The 19,415-nt window shown below is 63.6% G+C and carries 17 protein-coding genes; 12 read left to right on the top strand and 5 right to left on the bottom strand.

Annotated features, from left to right (window positions below; translation table 11 throughout):
• The first annotated feature begins 1 nt into the window (after position 1).
• The 8 genes from hisA to RAK07_RS09680 all read left to right on the top strand — a co-directional run bounded on the left by hisA (position 2) and on the right by RAK07_RS09680 (position 7,679).
• Positions 2-739 carry a 1-(5-phosphoribosyl)-5-[(5-phosphoribosylamino)methylideneamino]imidazole-4-carboxamide isomerase gene (gene hisA / locus RAK07_RS09715; RefSeq protein WP_305732636.1) on the top strand — a complete coding sequence of 246 codons (738 nt, stop codon included), beginning with the start codon at positions 2-4 and terminating at the stop codon, positions 737-739.
• Positions 733-1,497 carry an imidazole glycerol phosphate synthase subunit HisF gene (gene hisF, locus RAK07_RS09710; protein ID WP_305732635.1) on the top strand — a complete coding sequence of 255 codons (765 nt, stop codon included), beginning with the start codon at positions 733-735 and terminating at the stop codon, positions 1,495-1,497. Before hisA ends, hisF begins: the two co-directional genes overlap by 7 nt.
• 1 nt (position 1,498) lies before the next feature.
• The gene (locus RAK07_RS09705) at positions 1,499-1,834 is read left to right on the top strand and encodes a phosphoribosyl-ATP diphosphatase (protein ID WP_305732634.1); all 336 of its coding nucleotides are present in this window, start codon (positions 1,499-1,501) and stop codon (positions 1,832-1,834) included.
• Positions 1,835-1,974: 140 nt separating this feature from the next.
• Positions 1,975-2,172, top strand: coding sequence for a 30S ribosomal protein S21 (gene rpsU / locus RAK07_RS09700; RefSeq protein ID WP_305732633.1), 198 nt, complete (start codon positions 1,975-1,977; stop codon positions 2,170-2,172).
• Positions 2,173-2,305: 133 nt separating this feature from the next.
• Positions 2,306-2,791 (top strand): CvpA family protein, encoded by a 486-nt coding sequence (locus RAK07_RS09695; RefSeq protein ID WP_305732632.1) that lies wholly within the window; start codon positions 2,306-2,308, stop codon positions 2,789-2,791.
• Positions 2,788-4,572: a DNA primase gene (gene dnaG, locus RAK07_RS09690; RefSeq protein ID WP_305732631.1), complete on the top strand. Its 1,785-nt coding sequence runs from the start codon at positions 2,788-2,790 to the stop codon at positions 4,570-4,572. The genes RAK07_RS09695 and dnaG overlap by 4 nt, the downstream gene beginning before the upstream one ends.
• Before the next feature lie 78 nt (positions 4,573-4,650).
• The gene (rpoD, locus tag RAK07_RS09685) at positions 4,651-6,414 is read left to right on the top strand and encodes an RNA polymerase sigma factor RpoD (RefSeq protein WP_305732630.1); all 1,764 of its coding nucleotides are present in this window, start codon (positions 4,651-4,653) and stop codon (positions 6,412-6,414) included.
• Positions 6,411-7,679, top strand: a complete 1,269-nt coding sequence (locus RAK07_RS09680; RefSeq protein WP_305732629.1) for an outer membrane protein assembly factor BamD — start codon at positions 6,411-6,413, stop codon at positions 7,677-7,679. Before rpoD ends, RAK07_RS09680 begins: the two co-directional genes overlap by 4 nt.
• Positions 7,680-7,770: 91 nt before the next feature.
• On the opposite strand, the gene proB is transcribed toward RAK07_RS09680, so the two are convergent.
• A complete protein-coding gene (gene proB / locus RAK07_RS09675) occupies positions 7,771-8,892 on the bottom strand; it encodes a glutamate 5-kinase (RefSeq protein ID WP_305732628.1) in 1,122 nt (373 codons plus the stop codon).
• A complete protein-coding gene (gene obgE, locus RAK07_RS09670; protein WP_305732627.1) occupies positions 8,892-9,908 on the bottom strand; it encodes a GTPase ObgE in 1,017 nt (338 codons plus the stop codon). The genes proB and obgE overlap by 1 nt, the downstream gene beginning before the upstream one ends.
• Positions 9,909-10,203: 295 nt before the next feature.
• Between obgE and RAK07_RS09665 the strand changes: the two genes are divergently transcribed.
• The 4 genes from RAK07_RS09665 to RAK07_RS09650 all read left to right on the top strand — a co-directional run bounded on the left by RAK07_RS09665 (position 10,204) and on the right by RAK07_RS09650 (position 16,192).
• The gene (locus RAK07_RS09665) at positions 10,204-11,937 is read left to right on the top strand and encodes a PAS domain-containing sensor histidine kinase (protein ID WP_305732626.1); all 1,734 of its coding nucleotides are present in this window, start codon (positions 10,204-10,206) and stop codon (positions 11,935-11,937) included.
• The gene (locus tag RAK07_RS09660) at positions 11,934-12,569 is read left to right on the top strand and encodes a response regulator transcription factor (protein ID WP_305732625.1); all 636 of its coding nucleotides are present in this window, start codon (positions 11,934-11,936) and stop codon (positions 12,567-12,569) included. Before RAK07_RS09665 ends, RAK07_RS09660 begins: the two co-directional genes overlap by 4 nt.
• A gap of 159 nt (positions 12,570-12,728) precedes the next feature.
• Complete coding sequence (locus RAK07_RS09655) at positions 12,729-13,967, top strand: alpha/beta hydrolase family protein (RefSeq protein WP_305732624.1); 1,239 nt, start codon at positions 12,729-12,731, stop codon at positions 13,965-13,967.
• Positions 13,968-14,023: 56 nt separating this feature from the next.
• Positions 14,024-16,192, top strand: a complete 2,169-nt coding sequence (locus RAK07_RS09650; RefSeq protein WP_305732623.1) for a right-handed parallel beta-helix repeat-containing protein — start codon at positions 14,024-14,026, stop codon at positions 16,190-16,192.
• A gap of 97 nt (positions 16,193-16,289) precedes the next feature.
• Here the strand turns inward: RAK07_RS09650 and rdgC are convergent, their stop codons facing one another.
• The 3 genes from rdgC to lnt all read right to left on the bottom strand — a co-directional run bounded on the left by rdgC (position 16,290) and on the right by lnt (position 19,401).
• The gene (gene rdgC, locus RAK07_RS09645) at positions 16,290-17,450 is read right to left on the bottom strand and encodes a recombination-associated protein RdgC (protein ID WP_305732622.1); all 1,161 of its coding nucleotides are present in this window, start codon (positions 17,448-17,450) and stop codon (positions 16,290-16,292) included.
• A gap of 89 nt (positions 17,451-17,539) precedes the next feature.
• Entirely contained in the window at positions 17,540-17,839 is a 300-nt protein-coding gene (locus RAK07_RS09640) for an MTH1187 family thiamine-binding protein (RefSeq protein ID WP_305732621.1), read from the bottom strand.
• Positions 17,836-19,401 carry an apolipoprotein N-acyltransferase gene (gene lnt, locus RAK07_RS09635; protein WP_305733505.1) on the bottom strand — a complete coding sequence of 522 codons (1,566 nt, stop codon included), beginning with the start codon at positions 19,399-19,401 and terminating at the stop codon, positions 17,836-17,838. Before lnt ends, RAK07_RS09640 begins: the two co-directional genes overlap by 4 nt.
• Positions 19,402-19,415 lie beyond the last annotated feature (14 nt).

Genomic DNA, 19,415 nt, shown 5'->3' with positions numbered 1-19,415 from the left:
GATGATCGTCATACCCGCCATTGATCTGAAGGAAGGAAAGTGTGTCCGTCTGGAGCAGGGAGAGATGGACCGCGACACCGTGTTTTCCGATAACCCGGCCGAGCAGGCGCTGAAATGGCAGCAGGCCGGGGCCGAACTGCTGCACCTGGTGGACCTGGACGGTGCCTTTGCCGGTGAGCCGAAGAACAAGGGGGCCATCGAGGCGATCCTGGCGGCGATCAGTATCCCGGCCCAGCTGGGTGGCGGCATCCGTGACATCGCCACCATCGAGGCGTACCTCTCCCTGGGGCTGTCCCGGGTGATCATCGGCACGGCTGCCCAACGCAATCCCGAGCTGGTGGTGGAGGCCTGCCGGAAATTCCCCGGTCGGATCGTGGTGGGGATCGATGCCAAGAACGGTATGGTGGCGGTGCAGGGGTGGGCGGAGGTGACCGGCATCACCGCCGTGGATCTGGCCCGGAAGTTTGAGGACTGCGGCGTGTCGGCCATCATCTACACCGACATCAGCCGGGACGGCATGATGGCCGGCCCCAACATCGAGGCCACCAGGGCTCTGGCCGAAGCGATCGCCATTCCGGTGATCGCCTCCGGCGGTGTCTCCTCCCTCGCCGATATCGAAAACCTGATGGCCATCGAGGCGAGCGGCGTCAGCGGCACCATTACCGGCAAGGCGATCTACACGGGCGCCATCGACCTTGCCGAAGCCATTGCCCTGACCAGGCGGGGCAGAGCGTGCTGACCCGCCGCATCATTCCCTGTCTGGACGTTACCGGTGGCCGGGTGGTCAAGGGGGTGCAGTTCCTGGACCTGCGGGACGCCGGGGATCCGGTGGAGATCGCGGAGGCCTATGATCGTCAGGGGGCCGATGAGTTGACTTTCCTGGATATCACCGCCTCCAGCGATGGGCGCGATACCATGGTGGATGTGGTGCGCCGCACCGCCGAGCGGGTCTTTATGCCGCTCACCGTAGGGGGGGGGATTCGGGTGGTGGAGGATATCCGCCGGATGCTGAATGCCGGCGCCGACAAGGTATCCATCAACACCGCCGCGGTTCACCGTCCCGAGTTCGTACGGCAGGCGGCGGAGCGGTTCGGCTCCCAATGTACCGTGGTGGCCATTGATGCCCGCCAGGTGCCGGGGGAGCAGCGCTGGGAGGTCTACACCCACGGCGGCCGCAAGCCAACCGGCATTGACGTGGTGGAGTGGGCGGCGCGGATGGAGTCCTACGGAGCCGGCGAGATTCTGCTGACCAGCATGGATCGGGACGGCACCAAGGATGGGTACGACCTGGCCGTGACCCGGGCCGTGGTGGATGCGGTCCGGATTCCGGTGATCGCCTCCGGCGGGGTGGGCACCCTGGAGCACCTCTACGACGGCTTTGTCACCGCCGGGGCGTCGGCCTGTCTGGCAGCCTCCATTTTTCACTTCCGTCAGCATACCGTGGAAGAGGCGAAAACCTATCTGCAGGGACGGGGCGTCCCGGTCAGGGTGGTCTGAGATGAGCGACAACCGGCATATGCTCGATGAACTGTATCAGGTGATCCTCTCCCGGAAAAATGCTTCGCCGGACAGCTCCTACACCGCCTCCCTGCTGCAGGGGGGGCTGGACCGGATTCTGAAGAAGGTGGGGGAGGAGGCTACCGAGGTGGTCATCGCCGGCAAGGGGGGGGAGCAGGCCCAGTTGACCTGCGAGGCTGCGGACCTCTGCTATCACCTGTTGGTGCTGCTGGCGGCCCGTGACGTGCCGGTAGAAGCGGTATGGGATGAGTTGCGCCGCCGTTTCGGTACCTCGGGCATTGCGGAAAAGGCTTCACGGAAGCTGCCTCCCGCCTGAACGTTGCCATCCGCGTTTATTACCTGTTGACATATTTATTTCTGCTGTTACTATGCAAGACTCGCAAAAAACAGTACCTGGACATTGACGGCGGCACAGCCGCTTCATGGCGTATCTGACGACGAAGGGGGGGATCATGGATGCCAGGTGTAAAGATTCGGGAAAACGAACCATTTGACCTCGCCCTGAAGAAATTCAAGAAGCAGTGCGAAAAAGCGGGAATCCTCTCTGAAGTCCGCAAGCGGGAGCATTACGAGAAACCCAGCATCAAGCGGAAGAAGAAGGCCATTGCCGCACGCAAGCGTGCACTGAAGAAACAGCGTAAAATGATGGACTAGGCGGTTCGAGTGTGCCGATGATGGAGTTATGTCTATCACCACCTGGCGGTTACTTCGCCGGGAATCCAGCAAGTACGGGGCTTTCGAAAGAAAGCCCCGTCGGCGTCTCTGCCCCTGCAGCTCCGAGTCGGGCATGAATTTCCTGACCATCGCCATGCTTGCGGTACTGACCCTGGGGGGGCTGCGGGGATTGCTGCGGGGGCTGATCACCGAGGTGGCCTCGCTGACTGCCCTGCTGCTGGGGGGCTGGCTGGCCTACCGCTTCCACGAGCCCCTTGCCGTTCCCCTGACAACGCTGATGCCGTATCACGCGGCGCGGATCGTCTCCTTCACCGGTCTGCTGCTGGCGGTGGGGCTCGGCGCCCACTTGGTGGGCAGCCTGTTGACCGGATTGGTGAAGCTGGCACTGCTGGGCTGGGTAAACCGGCTCGGCGGCTTGGCCCTGGGCGTCCTGGAAGGGGCGCTGTTGTTGGGCATGATGCTCTATGCCGTGGTTGCCGTTCCCCTTTCCTTCCCGTTGAAGGAGCAGATCCGGCAGGACCGCCACGCGGCACTGCTGGTTCGGTTCGGCGGCATGGCGCTGGACCATGCCAAGACGCTGAGGTCGGCTGTACCATGATTCCGGAAGAGAAAGTCAGGGAGGTCGCGGAGCGGCTTTCCATCGTTGACGTGGTGGGAGAGTACCTTCCCCTGCGACGTAGTGGCGCCAATTACGTGGGGCTATGTCCTTTCCACGGAGAGAAGACGCCATCGTTCAATGTCAACCCGGCGCGGGAGATATTTCACTGTTTCGGGTGCGGCGCCGGCGGCGATATCTTTACCTTCGTGATGAAAATTGAAGGGCTGAATTTTCCGGAGGCTATCAAAAAGCTTGCCGCCCGGGCCGGGGTCACCATCGAAGAGCGTCCCCTGAGCGAGGCCGAGCAGCGGGCCGGCCAGCTGCGGGAGGAACAGCGCACCATCATGAAGCTGGCGGCGCAGCGCTACCGCGATATTCTGAACCGCCATCCCGACGGCGCAGCTGCCCGGCGGTATCTGCAGCAGCGGGAGGTGGACCCGGACACGGCGGCAGCCTACGGTATCGGTTGTGCAGCCGGTCGGCGCGATACCCTGGTGCAGATGCTGCGGGAACAAGGCTGCTCCCTGGAGGTGGCCGCCGAGCTGGGGATCATTCGCAAAGGGGAGCGGGGCTGGTATGACCTGCTGCACAACCGGCTGATCTTTCCGATCCGGGACAACCAGGGACAGACGATCGCCTTTGCCGGGCGAGTGCTGGACGAGGGGCTGCCTAAATATCTCAATACGCCGGAATCGCCGCTGTACCGGAAAAGTACGGTACTGTTCGGCATCGACCTGGCCCTGCGCGAGATCCGTCAGGAACGCTCCGCCATCGTGGTTGAGGGGTATTTTGATCATCTGGCGCTCTACCGGGCCGGGGTACGTAACGTGCTGGCAACCTGCGGCACCGCCCTGACCGACGGCCATATCGCCCTGCTGCGCAAGCATGCCGAGCAGGTATACCTGCTGTTTGACGGCGACAAGGCGGGGCGGAGTGCCGCCGTGCGTGCCATGGAACTTTGTCTGGAGCAGAAGTTGCCGGTCTACGTGATCAGCCTGCCCCAGGGGGAGGATCCGGACAGTTTCCTGCAGCGACAGGGTGCCGATGCCTTCCGGGAGCAGGTGCGGGCGGCGCGGCCGGCTTTTGAGCAGTTCCTACACTGGCTGCTGGCCAAAACGCCGCCGGACAGTATCGACCGCCGCGTGCGGCTGATGGACGAGATCGTGCCCCGTTTCCGACGGATCAGCGATCCGGTGGAGCGCAACCTGTACGAAAAAGAGATCTGCCGGCTGCTGGGGGTCGATCTGCCGGCCTTTCGCAAGCGGCTGACCGGTGACCGGCCGGAGCCTTCACGGCATTCCCGTCTCCCGGCGACCGGGCAGCAGCGGGGCGCCTCGGGCGGGGAGGCGCGGCCGATCCCCCGTGATGCGCTGCAGGAGACCCTGCTGGGTATTCTGGCCAGCTATCCCGACTCCCGCTCCGAGATGGCCGCCATCGGGCTCGACCAGGTGTTCGATCGCCATCATCTGCCGCTGGCCCGGGCAATTATCGCAGAGGGGGAGACGGCGGACGGCACGGGGAGCAGCAACCTGCTGGCCCGGCTTGAAACCGACGAACAGAAGACGCTGGCGGCCCGGCTGCTGATGGCCGGTGCCCACCTGGCCGACATTGACTGGCGAACCGCCCTGCAGCAATGCCTCCAGCGGGCGCAGCAGGCGGCGGTGCGGGAGCTCAAGCAGCTTTCGGTGCAGCTCGGCAGTCTGCGGCCGGACAGCCCGGAATACGTTGAACTGCTGAAAAAAGCCGAAGAGTTGCGAAACCGGAAATCTGCGTTACAGTAATGCCTGCTGCCGTCCGATGGGTGGATGGAACGACGTTCGGAACAACCACTTACTACGATCCAAGTTGAAGGGATACCAATGGCAAAGAAAAACATGGAAGATGTCAAGCAGTTGATCGACATCGGCAAGGAAAAGGGCTTCCTGACCTTTGACGAAGTGAACGACATTCTGCCGCCGGACATTGCCACCGAACAGATTGACGATGTCATGGGGATGTTCGGGGAGCTGGATATTGAGATCGTTGATGCCGCCCAGAAGGTCAAGATTCCCAAGATGAAGATCGATCTTGAGGAAGACGAGGAGGGCGAGGGAGAGGCGGAGGAGATCGAGTTCGAGCCCGGTTCCATCGGCCGTACCAGCGATCCGGTGCGGATGTACCTGCGGGAGATGGGGTCCGTCTCCCTGCTGACCCGTGAAGGGGAGGTGGAGATCGCCAAGCGGATCGAGGACGGTGAGCGGGAGGTTGCCGATATCATCCTGAGCACGCCGATCACGGTCAAGGAGGTGTTGGTACTGGGTGACAAACTGCGCAAACACCAGATCGCTCCTTCGGAGATCAGCAAGGATATCGAGGAAGACCCGGAGGCCGAGCCGACGGAAGAGGAAGAGGTTGTTGATCATCACAAGATCAGGCTGCTGGAGACCATCGACCTGATCAGCGAGCATGACCGGCGCCTTACCGAACTGCAGACCGCCCTGGATGCCGCCAAGGCAGCAGCCAAGAAAAAGGAGCTGGAAAAGCAGATTCGCGAAACCAAGGAGCAGCAGGCTACCCTGCTGCTGTCCCTGCGACTCAAGGACCGCCACATCACCCGGGTGGCCGACCGTCTCAAGGAACTCTCCACCAAGGTGCTGAAGGTCAAGCGGGAGCTGGCCGAGGTCCATGCCATCGTGCCGGCGGACAAGCTGCAGGAACTGCTGGATAAGTTCCGGGCTGACGAAACCAAGGGAATGGCCGCCCTCAAACCGCTTAAACTGGCCGAAGAGGAGTTCCAGAACGTGGAGCGGCGGCTCAAGAACGCTGCCCGCAAGCTGACCAAGGTGGAGCAGGAATCCGGCTTCAAGGCGATGGAGCTCTCCAAGGCGATCCGCGCCATTCGGGAGGGGGAGCACAAGGCCCGCATCGCCAAATCCGAGCTGATCGAGGCCAACCTGCGCCTGGTGGTCTCCATTGCCAAGAAATACACCAACCGCGGCCTGCAGTTCCTGGACCTGATCCAGGAGGGGAACATCGGTCTGATGAAGGCGGTGGACAAGTTCGAGTACCAGCGCGGCTACAAGTTTTCAACCTATGCCACCTGGTGGATCCGCCAGGCCATAACCCGGGCCATTGCCGACCAGGCCCGCACCATCCGGATTCCGGTGCACATGATCGAGACCATCAACAAGCTGATCCGCACCAGCCGGCAGCTGGTGCAGGAAAACGGACGCGAACCGTCGCCGGAGGAGATCGCCGAGCGGATGCAGCTGCCGCTGGATAAAGTGCGCAAGGTGCTGAAGATCGCCAAGGAGCCGATTTCCCTGGAGACCCCCATCGGTGAGGAGGAGGATTCCCATCTCGGCGATTTCATCGAGGACAAGGGGGTGGTCTCTCCCCTGGAGGCGGTCATCAAGGCCAACCTGTCCGAGCAGACGTCGCGGGTACTGGCCAGCCTGACCCCCCGGGAAGAGAAGGTGCTGCGGATGCGTTTCGGCATCGGCGAAAAAAGCGACCATACGCTTGAAGAGGTGGGGCAGGATTTCGAGGTGACCCGCGAGCGGATTCGCCAGATCGAGGCCAAGGCGCTGCGCAAGCTGCGCCATCCCAGCCGCAGCAAGAAACTGAGGAGTTTCGTGGAATGATACGCCTACCGCTGCTGTTGCTCCTACTCTGCCTGGCGCTACCGGCATCTTCGCGGGCGGATGTTGACGACTCCTCGCTGTTCATGGCCGCCTTTACGGCGTTTCAGCACAAGGACTACCTCTACAGCGCCGAGAAACTCAACCAGTTGGATCAGCTGTTCCCCGATTCCCCCCTGCGGGACGTGTCGCTGGTGATGCTGGCGCGTGCGCACCAGCGGTCCGGCGACAACGAAGCGGCGGGTCGCACCATCAACCGTTTCTTTGCCGAGTTTTCCGGCAACTCGTTGGCCGCCTCCGTCGAGGATGAACTGGTTGCCTTGGGCAGGCGTCAGAAAAACGGCGAGAAGCTGTTGCCCAATCGCAACCTGCACCTTGCCGCCCAGAAGGTGCGGAACGAGCAACTGGCCCGGGAACGTGCCCTGGCGGAAAAGCTGGAGCGGGAACGCCAGGCCCGGGAGCGGGCCGAGCGTGAACGGATCGCCCGAGAGCGTGCCGAGGCGGAACGGCGGGAGCAGGAACGGCTGGCGGCCCTCAAGGCTGAACGGGATGCGATCAAGTTTGACTTCGAACCACAGCTTACCCGTCCGGTGGTGGTGGCCGGCGGTACGGCGGCCATCCCCTTTACCCTGGCAAACCGCAGCATGCGGGGCGAGGAGTTCGCGGTGGCGGCACAGGTGCCCAGCGGCGCCGATACGGTCGTCGCGGCCGCCCAGGACCCGTCCCGGCCGGTGCGCACGGTGGCGCTGAAGCCCAAGGAGATGTTCCGGGGGATAGTCTCCTTTGCGGTGCCGGCGGACCAGGTGGACGGTGCACGATTCAACCTGACCGTGAAGGCTGCCTCCACGAAGTTCAGCGATGTCGAGCAGCAGCAGCTGATTCAGACCGTGGTGGCGGCGCCATTGTTGCGGGTGGTCTCACGGCTGGAAAAACCCCAGGCGCGGCCGGGGGACCAGCTTGCCTACAAAGTGTCGGTGCTGAATGTCGGCTCCCAGCCGGCCAAAGAGGTTGACCTGCGCATTACCCTGCCGCAGCGGCTCAAACTGGTCAACGCCGGTGAGAACGGCTGCTGGATCGAAAACGAGCAGACCGCCGCCTGCCGGATCAGCGATATCGAGAGGGGAACGCTGGCGGAACGGACGTTGACCGTGGTGGTACGGGATGGCGGTGAGGAGCAGAAGCTCAGGACGTCGGTCGACCTGGTGCAGACGGTGCTGCAACAGAAGCAGACTTTTCAGGGAGCTCCCTTTACCATTGTGAAACCGTAGCGCCGATTGCAGCAATCATGATGAAAAACGCCCGCCCCGGCTGTGCCGGGGCGGGCGTTTTTCGTGGCCCTGCCCGGAGAGTATTCCGGAATTATTTCAGTGCCAAGTTGTCGCGGTGCACCACGGCATCACCGTAGTGGTAGCCCAGCACCTCTTCAATTTCAGCACTCTTGCGTCCCGCGATCAGTGCGATTTCCGCACTACCGTAATCGCTGACCCCGCGGGCGAACTCCTCGCCGTCCGGCCCGCAGATCCGCACGCAGCTTCCCCGCTCGAAGCGTCCTTCAACAGCCTGGATACCGGACGGAAGCAGGCTGGTCCCCTTCTCCAGTAACGCGGTGCGGGCGCCCGCATCCACCAGGACTTTGCCGGCCGGCCGCAACGTGTAGGCGATCCAGTGCTTGCGACGGTTCAACCCCTTGTCGGCCGGCAGGAACAGGGTGCCGATCTCCGTGCCCGCCAGCGCCGCGCCGATCACGCCGGGCCGTTTCCCCGGTGCCATCAGGGTCGGCACTCCATAACGGGCCGCCTTCTTGGCCGCCGCCACCTTGGTGGCCATACCGCCGGTTCCGACGCTGGAGCCGCTGCCACCGGCGGCACGCTCGATCTCTCTGGTGACGCTGCGCACCAGCGGTATCAGCCGGGCCGTCGGATCTATCGCGGGATTGGCGGTGTAGAGCCCTTCGATATCGGTCAGGATCAGCAACAGATTGGCTTCCACCAGGTTGGTCACCAGGGCCGAGAGGTTGTCGTTGTCGCCGAATTTGATCTCAGCCACGGTGACGGTGTCGTTCTCGTTGATCACCGGCACCGCCCCCGCCGCCAGCAGCGCCTCCAGGGTGCCGCGGGCATTGAGAAACCGCTGGCGACTGGCCAGGTCGTCGGCGGTCAGCAATACCTGGCCGGTGACCAGGCCGTGCTGTTCGAAACATTCCTGATACAGTCGCATCAGGCGGGGCTGTCCCACCGCCGCCGCCGCCTGCTTCTGGGGAATGGTGCCGGAGCGCTCCGGCATTCCCAAGGCGTTGCGACCGGCGGCCACAGCACCGGAGGAGACCAGAACCACCTGGATTCCCCGCATGCGCAGCTCAGCTACGTCGGAGCAAAGCTGTCGGATCACGGTGCCGTCCAGCGAGCCGCTATCATCGGTCAACACCCGGCTGCCCAGTTTGATTACTACCCGGCGGATGTTTTTCAGGAACTCCCGGCGCATCACCACTCCTCCCTGGGGGCACTCCAGAGCCGTTCGGCAATGGCGTCCAGCAGCCGCTCGATCCCGGCGCCGGTGGCTGAGGATATGGGGTGAACGGCAACTCCCCGCTCGGCAAACCAGCGGGTCGCTTCCTCAAGATGCTCGCGGGCCGTGGGCAGGTCCATCTTGCTCAGGGCCACGATCTGGGCCTTGTGGGCCAATTCGTCGCTGAACAGGGCAAGCTCGCGGTTCACCGCCTCGTAGGCGGCAAAGGGGTCGCTGTCCGGCATGCCGGAGATATCCACCAGGTGCACCAGGATGCCGGAACGCTCCAGGTGCTTGAGGAAGCGGTGTCCCAGGCCGGCGCCGTCATGGGCACCCTCGATGATCCCCGGTATGTCGGCCATGACAAAGGAACGGTAGTCTTTGTACGCCACTACCCCCAGGCTGGGGGCCAGAGTGGTGAAGGGGTAGTCGGCCACTTTGGGGCGAGCTGCCGAGACCTTCGAGATCAACGATGACTTGCCGGCGTTGGGCAGGCCCAAAAGCCCCACGTCGGCCATCAGCTTCAACTCCAGTCGGAGAATCCGTTCTTCCCCTTCCTCGCCCGGCTGGGCGAACTTGGGGGCCTTGTTGGTGGAGGTGGCGAAGCGGGCGTTTCCCTGCCCCCCCCGTCCTCCCTTGAGCAGGACAATCCGTTGGCCGTCTTCGGTCAGATCGGCCAGCTCCTCGCCGGTTTCGGCATCCCTGATCACGGTTCCCACCGGCACCTTCACGGTCAGGTCGGCTCCGGCGGCGCCGTGGCGGTCCTTGCCCATGCCGTGACGCCCCCGTTCCGCCCGTTGGTGCGGCTTGTGGCGAAGTTCCAGCAGGGTGGAGAGGGCGGAGGTGGCCTCGAAGAGTACGTCGCCGCCACGGCCGCCGTCGCCGCCGTCCGGTCCGCCGAAGGGGATGAACTTCTCCCGCCGGAAGGAGACACAGCCGGCGCCGCCGTGGCCGGAGCTGCAGTGCAGTTTGACTTCATCAATAAACTTCATGGTCGCTTCTTTCTTCTCACCGGTGTACCAATATCGGCAATAACGTGTATAACGTTCCTGTATAGCACGATTGGAGCCGTAGTTAGCTAAAAAATGTGCTCCTGCCATGTTCTCGAACTATACCGCCCCCCATTCCGCAACCGGCACCCTTCATTTCGCATCCGGGCAAAGGCTTTCCTGATCTGATCGCTGATGGTGTCACGGCGGCTCCCATCGGGGGAAACCCCTATTGAGCGGACTGTCGCAAACTGCTACGTTGCTCCGGCGTGCTCCAGGTGAGTGCGAGGAGGCTGTCGTGGATATCAAAACCGTCATTCTGACGCTGGCAATCGGCTCGTTCGTTTTCGGCACCATACTGATCCTGTTTCAGTACGGTAAGGAGCCGTCCCAGCGGATTCCCTTCTGGGTGACCGCCAAGTTCATGCAGGGTGGGGGATCGCTGCTGCTGTATGCTCGTGACGCAACCCCTGAATTCATCGGCGTTCTGGTGGCCAACTGCCTGCTGCTCAGCGGCTGTGCCTACGAAGGATGGGCCATCGTTCACATAACCGGCCGCCGGGTCAGCCGCTTCCTGCATGTTAGTACCGCGGCTGCCACCATGGCAGCCTGCGTCGTCATGCTGTTCCTTGAACCATCCAAGAGTATCGCGGTCAGTTTTTCCCTGCATACGCTCTTTTATGCGCTGCCGGGGTGGGCTTTGCTGAAGCACGGGGGGGAAGCGTCGCTGTTGCGGCGCGGCCTGGGCTGGAGCTTCTGTCTCCTGGCCCTGATTTTCGGGGTCAGGGCGGTCTGGGCGCTGGTGGAGCCGGCACAGTCCCATCTTTTCTTCGGCGTCATGATCCACCAGGTCATGCTGCCGGCCGTTTACTGCATGATGCTGATCAGCGGTTTCAGCATGCTGCTCCTGGCCAAGGAGACCAGCGACCGTGCCCTGCGCACGACGCTGCGGGAGCAGAAGGCCATTCTGGAGACCCTGCCCACCGGACTTGCCATCCTGCGGGAGCGGATCATCGAGCGCTGCAACCCGGCCCTGGAGGCGATCTTCGGATTTGCACCGGGAACCATGGCCGGCACGTCGACGGCATGTCTCTATGAAAACGCGAAAGCCAGCGAACAGTACGGCCGGATCATGTACGAGGCGATCGTCAACAGGGGGTCCTTCGCAGGTGAGGTGGCGGTGATGCGTCAGAACGGCGAGCGGTTCTGGGCCTGGGTGCAGGGAACCTCAATCTTTCCTGAGCGAGCCCAGTCCTACGCCGTCTTTTCCGTCACCGACATCAGTCAGCAGAAGGCGCAGCAGCAGCTCCTGCAGCAGCAGAATCAGGAACTGGAAAAGGCCGGCCAGGCACGGAGCCGGTTCCTGAAAACGGTTGCCCATGAATTCCGCACACCGCTGGGACTGCTGGCTTCCAGCACCGACATCCTGGACCGCTACTGGGAGCGCCTGAACACTGCGGAGCGGGGCGAACAGAACAGCCGCATCCGCAGCGCGGCCCGGCAGCTGTCGGAGTTGACCACCGCTATTATTTCCCACAACCAGGCGGAAGGCGGCAGCTACGAGCCGGTTCTTCAGCAGGTGGACCTGACGGCGTTCTGTCGTACCGTTGCCGGTGAGGCGGAAACGGTCTGGAGCAACGGCCACACCCTGCATCTCGCCATCGGCGACGACTGCGGCAGTGCCGTGCTTGATGAAACCCTCCTGCGCCGGGTACTGCAGAATCTGCTCAGCAACGCCTTTCGCTATACCCCGCCGGAGGGGTTCATCGCGCTGCGGGCCAGGCGCATCGAGGGACAGCTCGTACTGGAAGTGGTTGATTCCGGCATCGGGATCAGCGAAGATGATCAGCAGCATATCTTTGAAGCCTATTACCGGGGAAGCAATACCGGTCTGCGCCGGGGGCTGGGCCTTGGCCTGGCCATTGTGCGGGAGGCGCTGGAGCTGTTGCGGGGAACCATCACGATCACCAGCGCACCGGGAGCGGGAACCACCATGCTGGTCACGCTGCCGCTTGCCGAGATGGAGACATGAGCGAATCAGGGCGAACGCAGAGCATACTGGTCATCGAGGATGACCCCTCCTACCGGGGCAACATCGAGATGATCCTGAAAATGGAGGGGTTCCGGGTCCGCACCGCCGCGGACGGGCGCTCCGGCCTGGCGGCCGTGCAGGAGGAGGTGCCCGACCTGATCCTCTGTGACATCATGATGCCGGAAATGGACGGCCATACCATGTTCGACATCCTGAAAAGCGATGTCCTGTTCGCCGATGTTGCCTTCATTTTCGTGACCGCCCTGGCCGACCGCAGCGAACTGCGCAGGGCCATGGCCGCGGGGGCCGACGACTACCTGACCAAACCGTTTACCGCCGAGGAGCTGCTGGCCGCCGTGACCGGCCGCCTGAACCGGCTGCGCATCCTGCGGCAAAGCGCCGGCAGCACATCGTTCCATAAAGACCTGGCCTGGCTGCGGGAACAGCTCACCCCGCGGGAGCACGAGGTGCTGCTGCGGGTGGGACGGGGCGATACCTCCCGGCAGATCGCGGACCGCCTGGGGATCAGCGTCAAAACCGTCGAGATCCACCGCAGCAACCTGATGCACAAGCTCAATGCCAGCAACGCCGCCACGCTGGCCCGCTGGGCGTTTATCGCCGAGCAGCGCTGAGCGCCTTCCCCACATTCCCCTTTTTCAATCTCGCATCATCCTGCCATCCGGGCGGCAGCCTACGGGTTTTCCCTGATAGACACCAACCGGTGGAGTACGGTACCCTTACCACCCAAAAACCGGTGTGCGATATTCCGGCACCCTGAACAGGAGGCGACAATGGCTCGATTCGTATGGGGGATGGTGGCCGCGCTGCTGATGGCGCTCCCGGCTGCTCCGGTGTCTGCTGCGGGCGGTGCTGCGGTGACGCTGGCAAACGGCGTGAGCTATCAGTTGCTCGGCAGCTATGACGTGGCCCGGCTGAACAGGATCGGCACCACGGAATTGCAGGAGTTCAAGACAATCAAAAGCGACCTTGTCCTGGCACCGGCCCGAAATGGGGTGAAACTGTACCGGGTCAGCTATCGCACCGTGATCCCCGAGCAGGAGAACCGTCCGGTGGAGGTGGCCGGCCTCATTGCCGTGCCGGACAGGGCAGCCGCCAGCTACCCGCTGGTCTCCTACCAGCACGGTACCGTCTTCACCCGGAACGAGGTCCCGTCCTTTCCCGAGCAGTCCATGGAAACCCGGGTGATGATCGCCCAGTTCGCCGGCCAGGGCTATATCGTGATCGCTGCCGACTACATCGGCAAGGGCAGCTCGCCGGCGCCGGACAGCTATATGGTCAGGGAGAGTACGGTGCAGGCCTGTTACGATATGCTGGTGGCGGCCCGGGCGGTGCTTGCCGATCTGAAGCTCACCACCGGCGACCTGTTTCTGAGCGGCTGGTCTCAGGGGGCCTGGAACACCATGCAGTTCCGTAACCGGCTCGAAAGCCTGGGGATAGCGGTGAAGGCCGCCGCCACCGCCAGCACGCCCACTGACCTGTATCTTCTCTTGAATCGCTGGATCAATCGGCGCACCAGCCTGGACGCCGACTGGCTGGTGGGCAGCGCGGTGCTGCTGGTCAATTCCTACGAGCACTACTATGGCCTGCCGGGGTTGAGTAAAGCGGCGCTCAAGCCCCAGTACTGGCAGACCGCCCGTGACTTCTACGAAAATCGTATCGGTTGGAGTGAGGCGTCACCGAAGTTGCCGAAGTCGATCAGCGAACTGTTCCAGGACGACTTTGCCGCTGCCAGCTCGCTGATGGCAAACCGTTTCTATCGGCAACTACATCAAAACCAGGCCTACCAGTGGCGCTACACGACTCCCAGCCGTTACTATTACGGCACGGCGGACGAAGTAGTCGCCCCCTACATAGCCACCCTGCCGGTAACTTACCAGGAGGCCGTGGGCGGCGCCGCGGCAACGGCGGTGTTTGCCGGTGATCGGGCCGACCACCGGGGGACCTTCATTTTCGGCGTCGTGGACCAGAAGCGGTGGTTTGACAGCCTGGTGGACAGGCAGCAGCAGTAGGAAGGACGGGGATGATCATGGCCTGTTTTCGTAGCCTCATGCTGATTGGAGCCATTATGCTTGCACTGACGACACAGGCGTCCGCCGGCCGGATCTGGTACGTCAACCATGCCGGCAGCGGCAGCCAGGATGGCCGCAGTTGGGCCTCCGCCTTCCGCTCCCTGCAGAGCGCCCTTGCCGCAGTGGGGGAGGGGGATGAAGTCTGGGTCGCCCGGGGCAGCTATTATCCGGATGCCGCCGACCCGGCGGTCTCCTTTGTCCTGCGGGAAAACACCGCGCTCTACGGCGGCTTCGGCGGCACGGAAACAACGCGGGAGCAGCGGGATGTCCGCAAGCATCCCACCATCTTGAGCGGCAATATCGGCAGGGGGGACAAAACCCGCAACACCCGTACCATCGTCATCGGGGCGAACAACGCCCTTCTCGACGGCTTCACCATCTCCGACGCCTATGCCGTCGATGAGGCGCGGATGCACCTGGTGCCGGCCGACATCCTGAAAAACGATATGGTTGTCGGTGGCGGCATGCGCAACTTCATGGTCAGCCCGATCGTGCGCAACTGCATTTTCAGGAACAATTACTCTCCCAAGGGCGGGGCGGTCTACAACGTCCGCAAGCCGGGCGGCATACAGGCGAAGTTCATCAATGTCGATTTCATCGACAACACCGCCCAGGTGCGTGGCGGTGCGGTCAGTAACGACCTGGGGGCCATGCCGCTCTTCATTAACTGCCGTTTTCTCAATAACCGCAGTCAGGACAAGGGAGGCGCCCTGTACAATGATTTTGCCGCCTCCCCGCTGCTGCTCAATTGCCTGTTCGAGAACAACAGTGCCGTCAGTGCCGGCGCCATCGGCAACGATGGCGGCTCGTCACCGCTGCTGGTCAACGTCACCATCAGAAACAACCGGGCCGACAGCGGGCTGGGAAGGGGACTGTACCAGGGGACCGGCGCCAACAACAACCCGGTGCTGATCAGGTCCACGGTCGACGACATCTACAACTGGCACGAGGATCTGGTTGCCGTGCTCGACTCGACGGCACCGCAGGGGCAGACCGTGCCGCTGAACCGCTTCATCGCCATCAGCAAGCTGAAGGGGCAGCTCACGGAGCATGACCTGCGCGATACGCCGGATACTGCTGCCGGGTTTCAGCCCGCACTGGACGGCGAAGGGCTCCTCCTGAATCCCCTGGTCGCCAAACTGCTGAACTTCCTGAACCAGAACAACGCCACCATCACCTATCGGGAGGAATACGCCCGTCCCGCCGTAAACCGCGCGGCAGCGGCAGGGGCGGTGATCCACGTGGCGCCGGCCGCCAAAGGCGCGGCCGGCGGCGACGGCAGCTCCTGGAGCAGCCCCCTTACCGACCTGCAACAGGCGATCGAGCTGGCCTCGCTGAGCAAGGCGTCGGTCTGGATCAAGGCCGGTACCTACCGGCCGCTACGGCAGGTGGAGGGGAGGATCGCCGCCTTCATCCTCTATGACGACGTCAAGCTCTACGGCGGGTTTGCCGGTACTGAGACCGCGCTGACACAACGCGGAGCCGGCCATGCCACCATCCTCAGCGCCCGGACGACCGAGGGGGAGTACCGCTATCCGCACGTGCTCTACGGTGCGAACAATGCGGTGCTGGACCGGCTGACCATCCGTGACGGCAAGGCGGACGGCATGACCTACAACGGCAAGGGAGGCGGTCTGCTGGCCTATCATGCCGGCAAAACCTTCCTGCCCCACGATCCGGCCGTCGGTTTCACCATGGCCATCACCAACTGCCGCTTCGAGCATAACGAGGCGCTGGAGGGGGGAGCCATTTACGCCTTCGGCAAGGCCACGCTGACGGTTACGGAAACGGTCTTCGAGAACAACCGGGCGGTTTACGGCGGCGCCGTCATGGATCGCGAGGGGAATCGTTCCGGGTATGCGAACTGTTCTTTCACCGGCAACAGCGCCGCAGCGGATGGCGGCGCCTATTATGCCGACTACGGCTCCCATGTCGCCTTCAGCAACAGCACCTTCAGCGGCAACAGTGCGAAGGAAAGCGGCGGCGCCATATACGAGCTCAGCCGTGCCTCGCAACTGGAGGCGACCGTGGTCAGCGTGGAGGGGGGCGGTTTCAGCGGCAATACCGCCGGTCGGGGCGCCAGCATCTTCAATCTCGATGCCAGCGAGCTGACGGTGAAAAACGCTGCCTATCCCGCTGGTTCGATCAGCGGCATCTTCAAATAGGAAGGGGGCGCCGGGAGCCGACCGCTCCGCGACACCCCCGTGATCGTGGCTCCGGCGCGAGGCCGGTGACTGTCCGGCCTCGCGCCGTGTTGCCGGGCTACGCCGCCTCCAGCCAATCCCGGATCGTCAGCAGGCGTTCCTCCCAGGCATCCCCCAGGCGCTCCTGCAGGTAAGCGGCAAGAAGGCTGTCGAACAGCTGCAGGCCGGCCTCCAGCAGGTACATCCGCTCAAAGAAGGCCGACTCCCGTTCGGAGAGTTCCTCAGCCCCCTCCCGTTCGATCCTGACCGGCGGGCATTTGAAGGAGCCGAAGGTGAACAGCTCGGCGTTCAGCACGAAACGCCACTCAAGCTCGCCCATTTCCAGGTGGATGGCGGCGTTGCTGATGCTTTTGCCGCTTTTCAGGGCCGAGCGGGCTTCCAGGTAGCTGTCCTGGGAGCCGCTTACCGCCACCTTCTGCGGTCCGGCTTCGCTGGCCCCCTGCAACTGAATCCGGTCGTCGATCCAGGCGGCAAAGGCAGTCCCCTGCTCGTACCGCCCCGGCACCATCACCCGGAAGCTTCCTCCCTCCAGTCCACCCTGCAGCAGCCAGAGCAGAAACTCCGCCCCCAGCCAGCCGTTGCTCCGGATTTCGTCCAGCGCAGCCTCGGAAGCGGCCTGGTTCAGGGCTGCCAGCCGTTCCCGGCCGGCCTCGTCCAGCAGGGAAAGGGCGCGGGCGTAGGGGTAGATCAACTGGGGGCGCAGGTTTTCAAAGCTCTTGGGAAACAGCTCCTCAAAACGCTCCATGGCCTTGGCGGAGGAGGAAAACAGGGTGAGCAGCCCCTCGTCCTGCTGCCAGACCAGGTCCACCGTGGCCGGTGTGGGCAGTGTCCTGGACAGGAGTCCCAGCTTCACCCGTTCGGCGAGCTCTTCCCGTTTCTGTTTGGGAAGGCGCTTCAGTTCGGGGCGCTTGGCCAGTTCTTCCCCTTCGGCCCGGCCGAGATGGGATTTGAGCAAGGCGGACGGTATGCGACGCTGATCACGGCGGTAGGTAAAGAAGAGGTAACGGTCGCGCCAGAAGTCAGCCGCGGCCGCGAAGGCGGGGTCGTCCGGCCGGTCGGTGCAGGTCCAGCCTTCGGCCTGTTCCTCCGCCGACTGTTCGATGCTCCTGAAAATGCGTCCCGACAGCGCCGCAGCAAGCCAGTCGAAGCGTTCCTCCCCGGGGAGTTCTCCCTGGATGCGGTATTGGGCAAAGCTGACGGTATTTGAATAAACTCCCATAGGTTCGATCGCTTCCTTTCTGGTATCTGCCGGCAACGGTGCGGCGCGGCGAGCGGTTTCCGGCAGGTCTGGCGCGGGGGCCGCGGCAGCTACGCCAGCTTGTCCCGCACGCTGTTGATCTTATCTTCCATGGTCTGCTGACGGTCGGTGCGGGTGCCCAGCTTGATGGTGGTGGTGATGCGAGGGGCTCCCAGGGCATGTACCGCCTCGTGGCAGCGCTTGACGGCGGCGAAGACCGTATCCCACTCTCCCTCGATATTCGTACCATAGGCATGCAGTGCTGTCTTCAGCCCGGCATCGGCCAGTATCCGCTCACAGGCGGCAATGTACGGGGACAGGGACACCCCCACCCCCAAGGGAACAATGCAGAGGTCGACGAGGACCTTCATGGAGCGTCTCCTTTCGTGACACGGGGAATACGGTTCGTGTTTCGCCGCCACTGCACCAGCAGGATCAGGACGCAGAACAGCAGACAGCCGCGGGCGAACAGGTCGCCGATCAGCAGGTAGGGTGCACCGGCGCTGCCGCTGCGGACCTCGCCCACCATCACCGCCTCCTTGAACAGCGGCGTCATCCCCTTGATATGGCCATTCTGATCCACCAGGGCGGTAATGCCGGTATTGGCGGCCCGCACCAGGGGGGTGCGGGTCTCCACGGCCCGGAAGGCCGCCATGGCCAGATGCTGGTAGGGTGCCGACGAGCGGCCGAACCAAGCGTCGTTGGTGATGTTGACCAGTACCCGACTGCCGCTGGCGACATGCTGCCGTGCCAGCTCCGGGAAAATCGCCTCGTAGCAGACCAGTATCCCCAGCGGCAGGCCGCTTGCGTTGAGCGGCCTGATTTCGCGGCCCGGCACGAAGTCGCCGATGCCGTGCACCAGCTTCTTGACAAAGGGGAGCAGCCGGGCAAGGGGGACGTATTCGCCGAAGGGGACCAGGTGCATCTTGTCGCTGCGTCCCAGCAGGTTGCCCCGCCGGTCCAGCAGGAAAGCACTGTTCAGGTAGGCCGTCCTGCCGTTGCGCTGTTCCAGGGCCGGGCTGCCGAAGAGGATGGCGGTATCCAGCTCGCGGGCCAGTCCGCGGATGCGCTGGGAGGGGGGACCATCATCCTGGAAGAAAAACGGTGCTGCGCTTTCCGGCCAGACCACCAGATCGGGGCGGGTCTGGGTCGCGGCCTGGCGAGTGAGGGTGCTGTAGATGTCCAGCGTGGCGTCCAGGAAGGCGGGCGACCATTTGACCGACTGGTCGATGTTCCCCTGGATCAGGGCCACCTTGAGCGTTGTGCCGGCCGGCGGGATCTGATTGAGGTTGAGGCGGTGGAAGCCGTACCAGAGGGTGCCGGCCAGGGCCAGCACCAGGACGGCGGCGCTTTTGGCCGGGTAGGGGACCCGGGCACCGGCAACGGCCCGCAGGATGCGGTAGAGCACCACGTTGGCCAGCACGATCAGGGCGGTGACGCCGTAAACGCCGGTCAGGTCGGACACCTGAATCAAGGGCAGCAGGCGGTACTGGGAGTGTCCGAGCATGGTCCAGGGGAACCCGGTCAGAAGAAAACTGCGCAGGTAGTCGGCTCCCACCCAGGCCAGGGGAAAGATCAGTGCGGCCTTTATCCCCCAGCGCTCCCCCAGCACCGCCGCCCAGGAAGCGGCACCGCTGAACAGGGCCAGCCAGCAGGAGAGCAGCAGCCAGAGGGGAATGCCGGCAAACAGCGGCAGATGGCCGTATTCGGTCATGACGATGATGACCCAGTAGAGCAGGCCGGCGTAGGCCGTAAGGCCGGCTATGAAGCCGAGCCGGAACGCCGCGCGGGGCGTCTGCCCCTCCAGCGCGGTCAGGAGCGGAATCAGCGCGATCCAGGCCAGGAAGGAAAGTTCCACCTTGGGGAAGGAAAGGGCCGTCAGCAGTCCCGAGCAAAGGGCCAGGGCCACCGGCACGCCGGGCAGGGCGGTCATGGAAACAACGGAGA

The organism is Trichlorobacter ammonificans (genome assembly GCF_933509905.1).
GTDB lineage: Bacteria > Desulfobacterota > Desulfuromonadia > Geobacterales > Pseudopelobacteraceae > Trichlorobacter > Trichlorobacter ammonificans.
Note: the sequence above shows the minus strand (reverse complement) of the source record. Positions and strands in the feature narration are given on the sequence as shown.

Excerpts from the sequence above, each read along its gene's own strand:
- RAK07_RS09655 (WP_305732624.1), top strand. The coding sequence starts at position 12,729 with ATGGCTCGATTCGTATGGGGGATGGTGGCCGCGCTGCTGATGGCGCTC.
- hisA (WP_305732636.1), top strand. The coding sequence starts at position 2 with ATGATCGTCATACCCGCCATTGATCTGAAGGAAGGAAAGTGTGTCCGT.
- obgE (WP_305732627.1), bottom strand. The coding sequence starts at position 9,908 with ATGAAGTTTATTGATGAAGTCAAACTGCACTGCAGCTCCGGCCACGGC.
- RAK07_RS09695 (WP_305732632.1), top strand. The coding sequence starts at position 2,306 with ATGAATTTCCTGACCATCGCCATGCTTGCGGTACTGACCCTGGGGGGG.
- dnaG (WP_305732631.1), top strand. The coding sequence starts at position 2,788 with ATGATTCCGGAAGAGAAAGTCAGGGAGGTCGCGGAGCGGCTTTCCATC.
- proB (WP_305732628.1), bottom strand. The coding sequence starts at position 8,892 with ATGCGCCGGGAGTTCCTGAAAAACATCCGCCGGGTAGTAATCAAACTG.
- lnt (WP_305733505.1), bottom strand. The coding sequence starts at position 19,401 with ATGACCGCCCTGCCCGGCGTGCCGGTGGCCCTGGCCCTTTGCTCGGGA.
- rpsU (WP_305732633.1), top strand. The coding sequence starts at position 1,975 with ATGCCAGGTGTAAAGATTCGGGAAAACGAACCATTTGACCTCGCCCTG.
- RAK07_RS09680 (WP_305732629.1), top strand. The coding sequence starts at position 6,411 with ATGATACGCCTACCGCTGCTGTTGCTCCTACTCTGCCTGGCGCTACCG.
- RAK07_RS09705 (WP_305732634.1), top strand. The coding sequence starts at position 1,499 with ATGAGCGACAACCGGCATATGCTCGATGAACTGTATCAGGTGATCCTC.
- RAK07_RS09660 (WP_305732625.1), top strand. The coding sequence starts at position 11,934 with ATGAGCGAATCAGGGCGAACGCAGAGCATACTGGTCATCGAGGATGAC.
- rpoD (WP_305732630.1), top strand. The coding sequence starts at position 4,651 with ATGGCAAAGAAAAACATGGAAGATGTCAAGCAGTTGATCGACATCGGC.
- RAK07_RS09650 (WP_305732623.1), top strand. The coding sequence starts at position 14,024 with ATGCTTGCACTGACGACACAGGCGTCCGCCGGCCGGATCTGGTACGTC.
- RAK07_RS09640 (WP_305732621.1), bottom strand. The coding sequence starts at position 17,839 with ATGAAGGTCCTCGTCGACCTCTGCATTGTTCCCTTGGGGGTGGGGGTG.
- rdgC (WP_305732622.1), bottom strand. The coding sequence starts at position 17,450 with ATGGGAGTTTATTCAAATACCGTCAGCTTTGCCCAATACCGCATCCAG.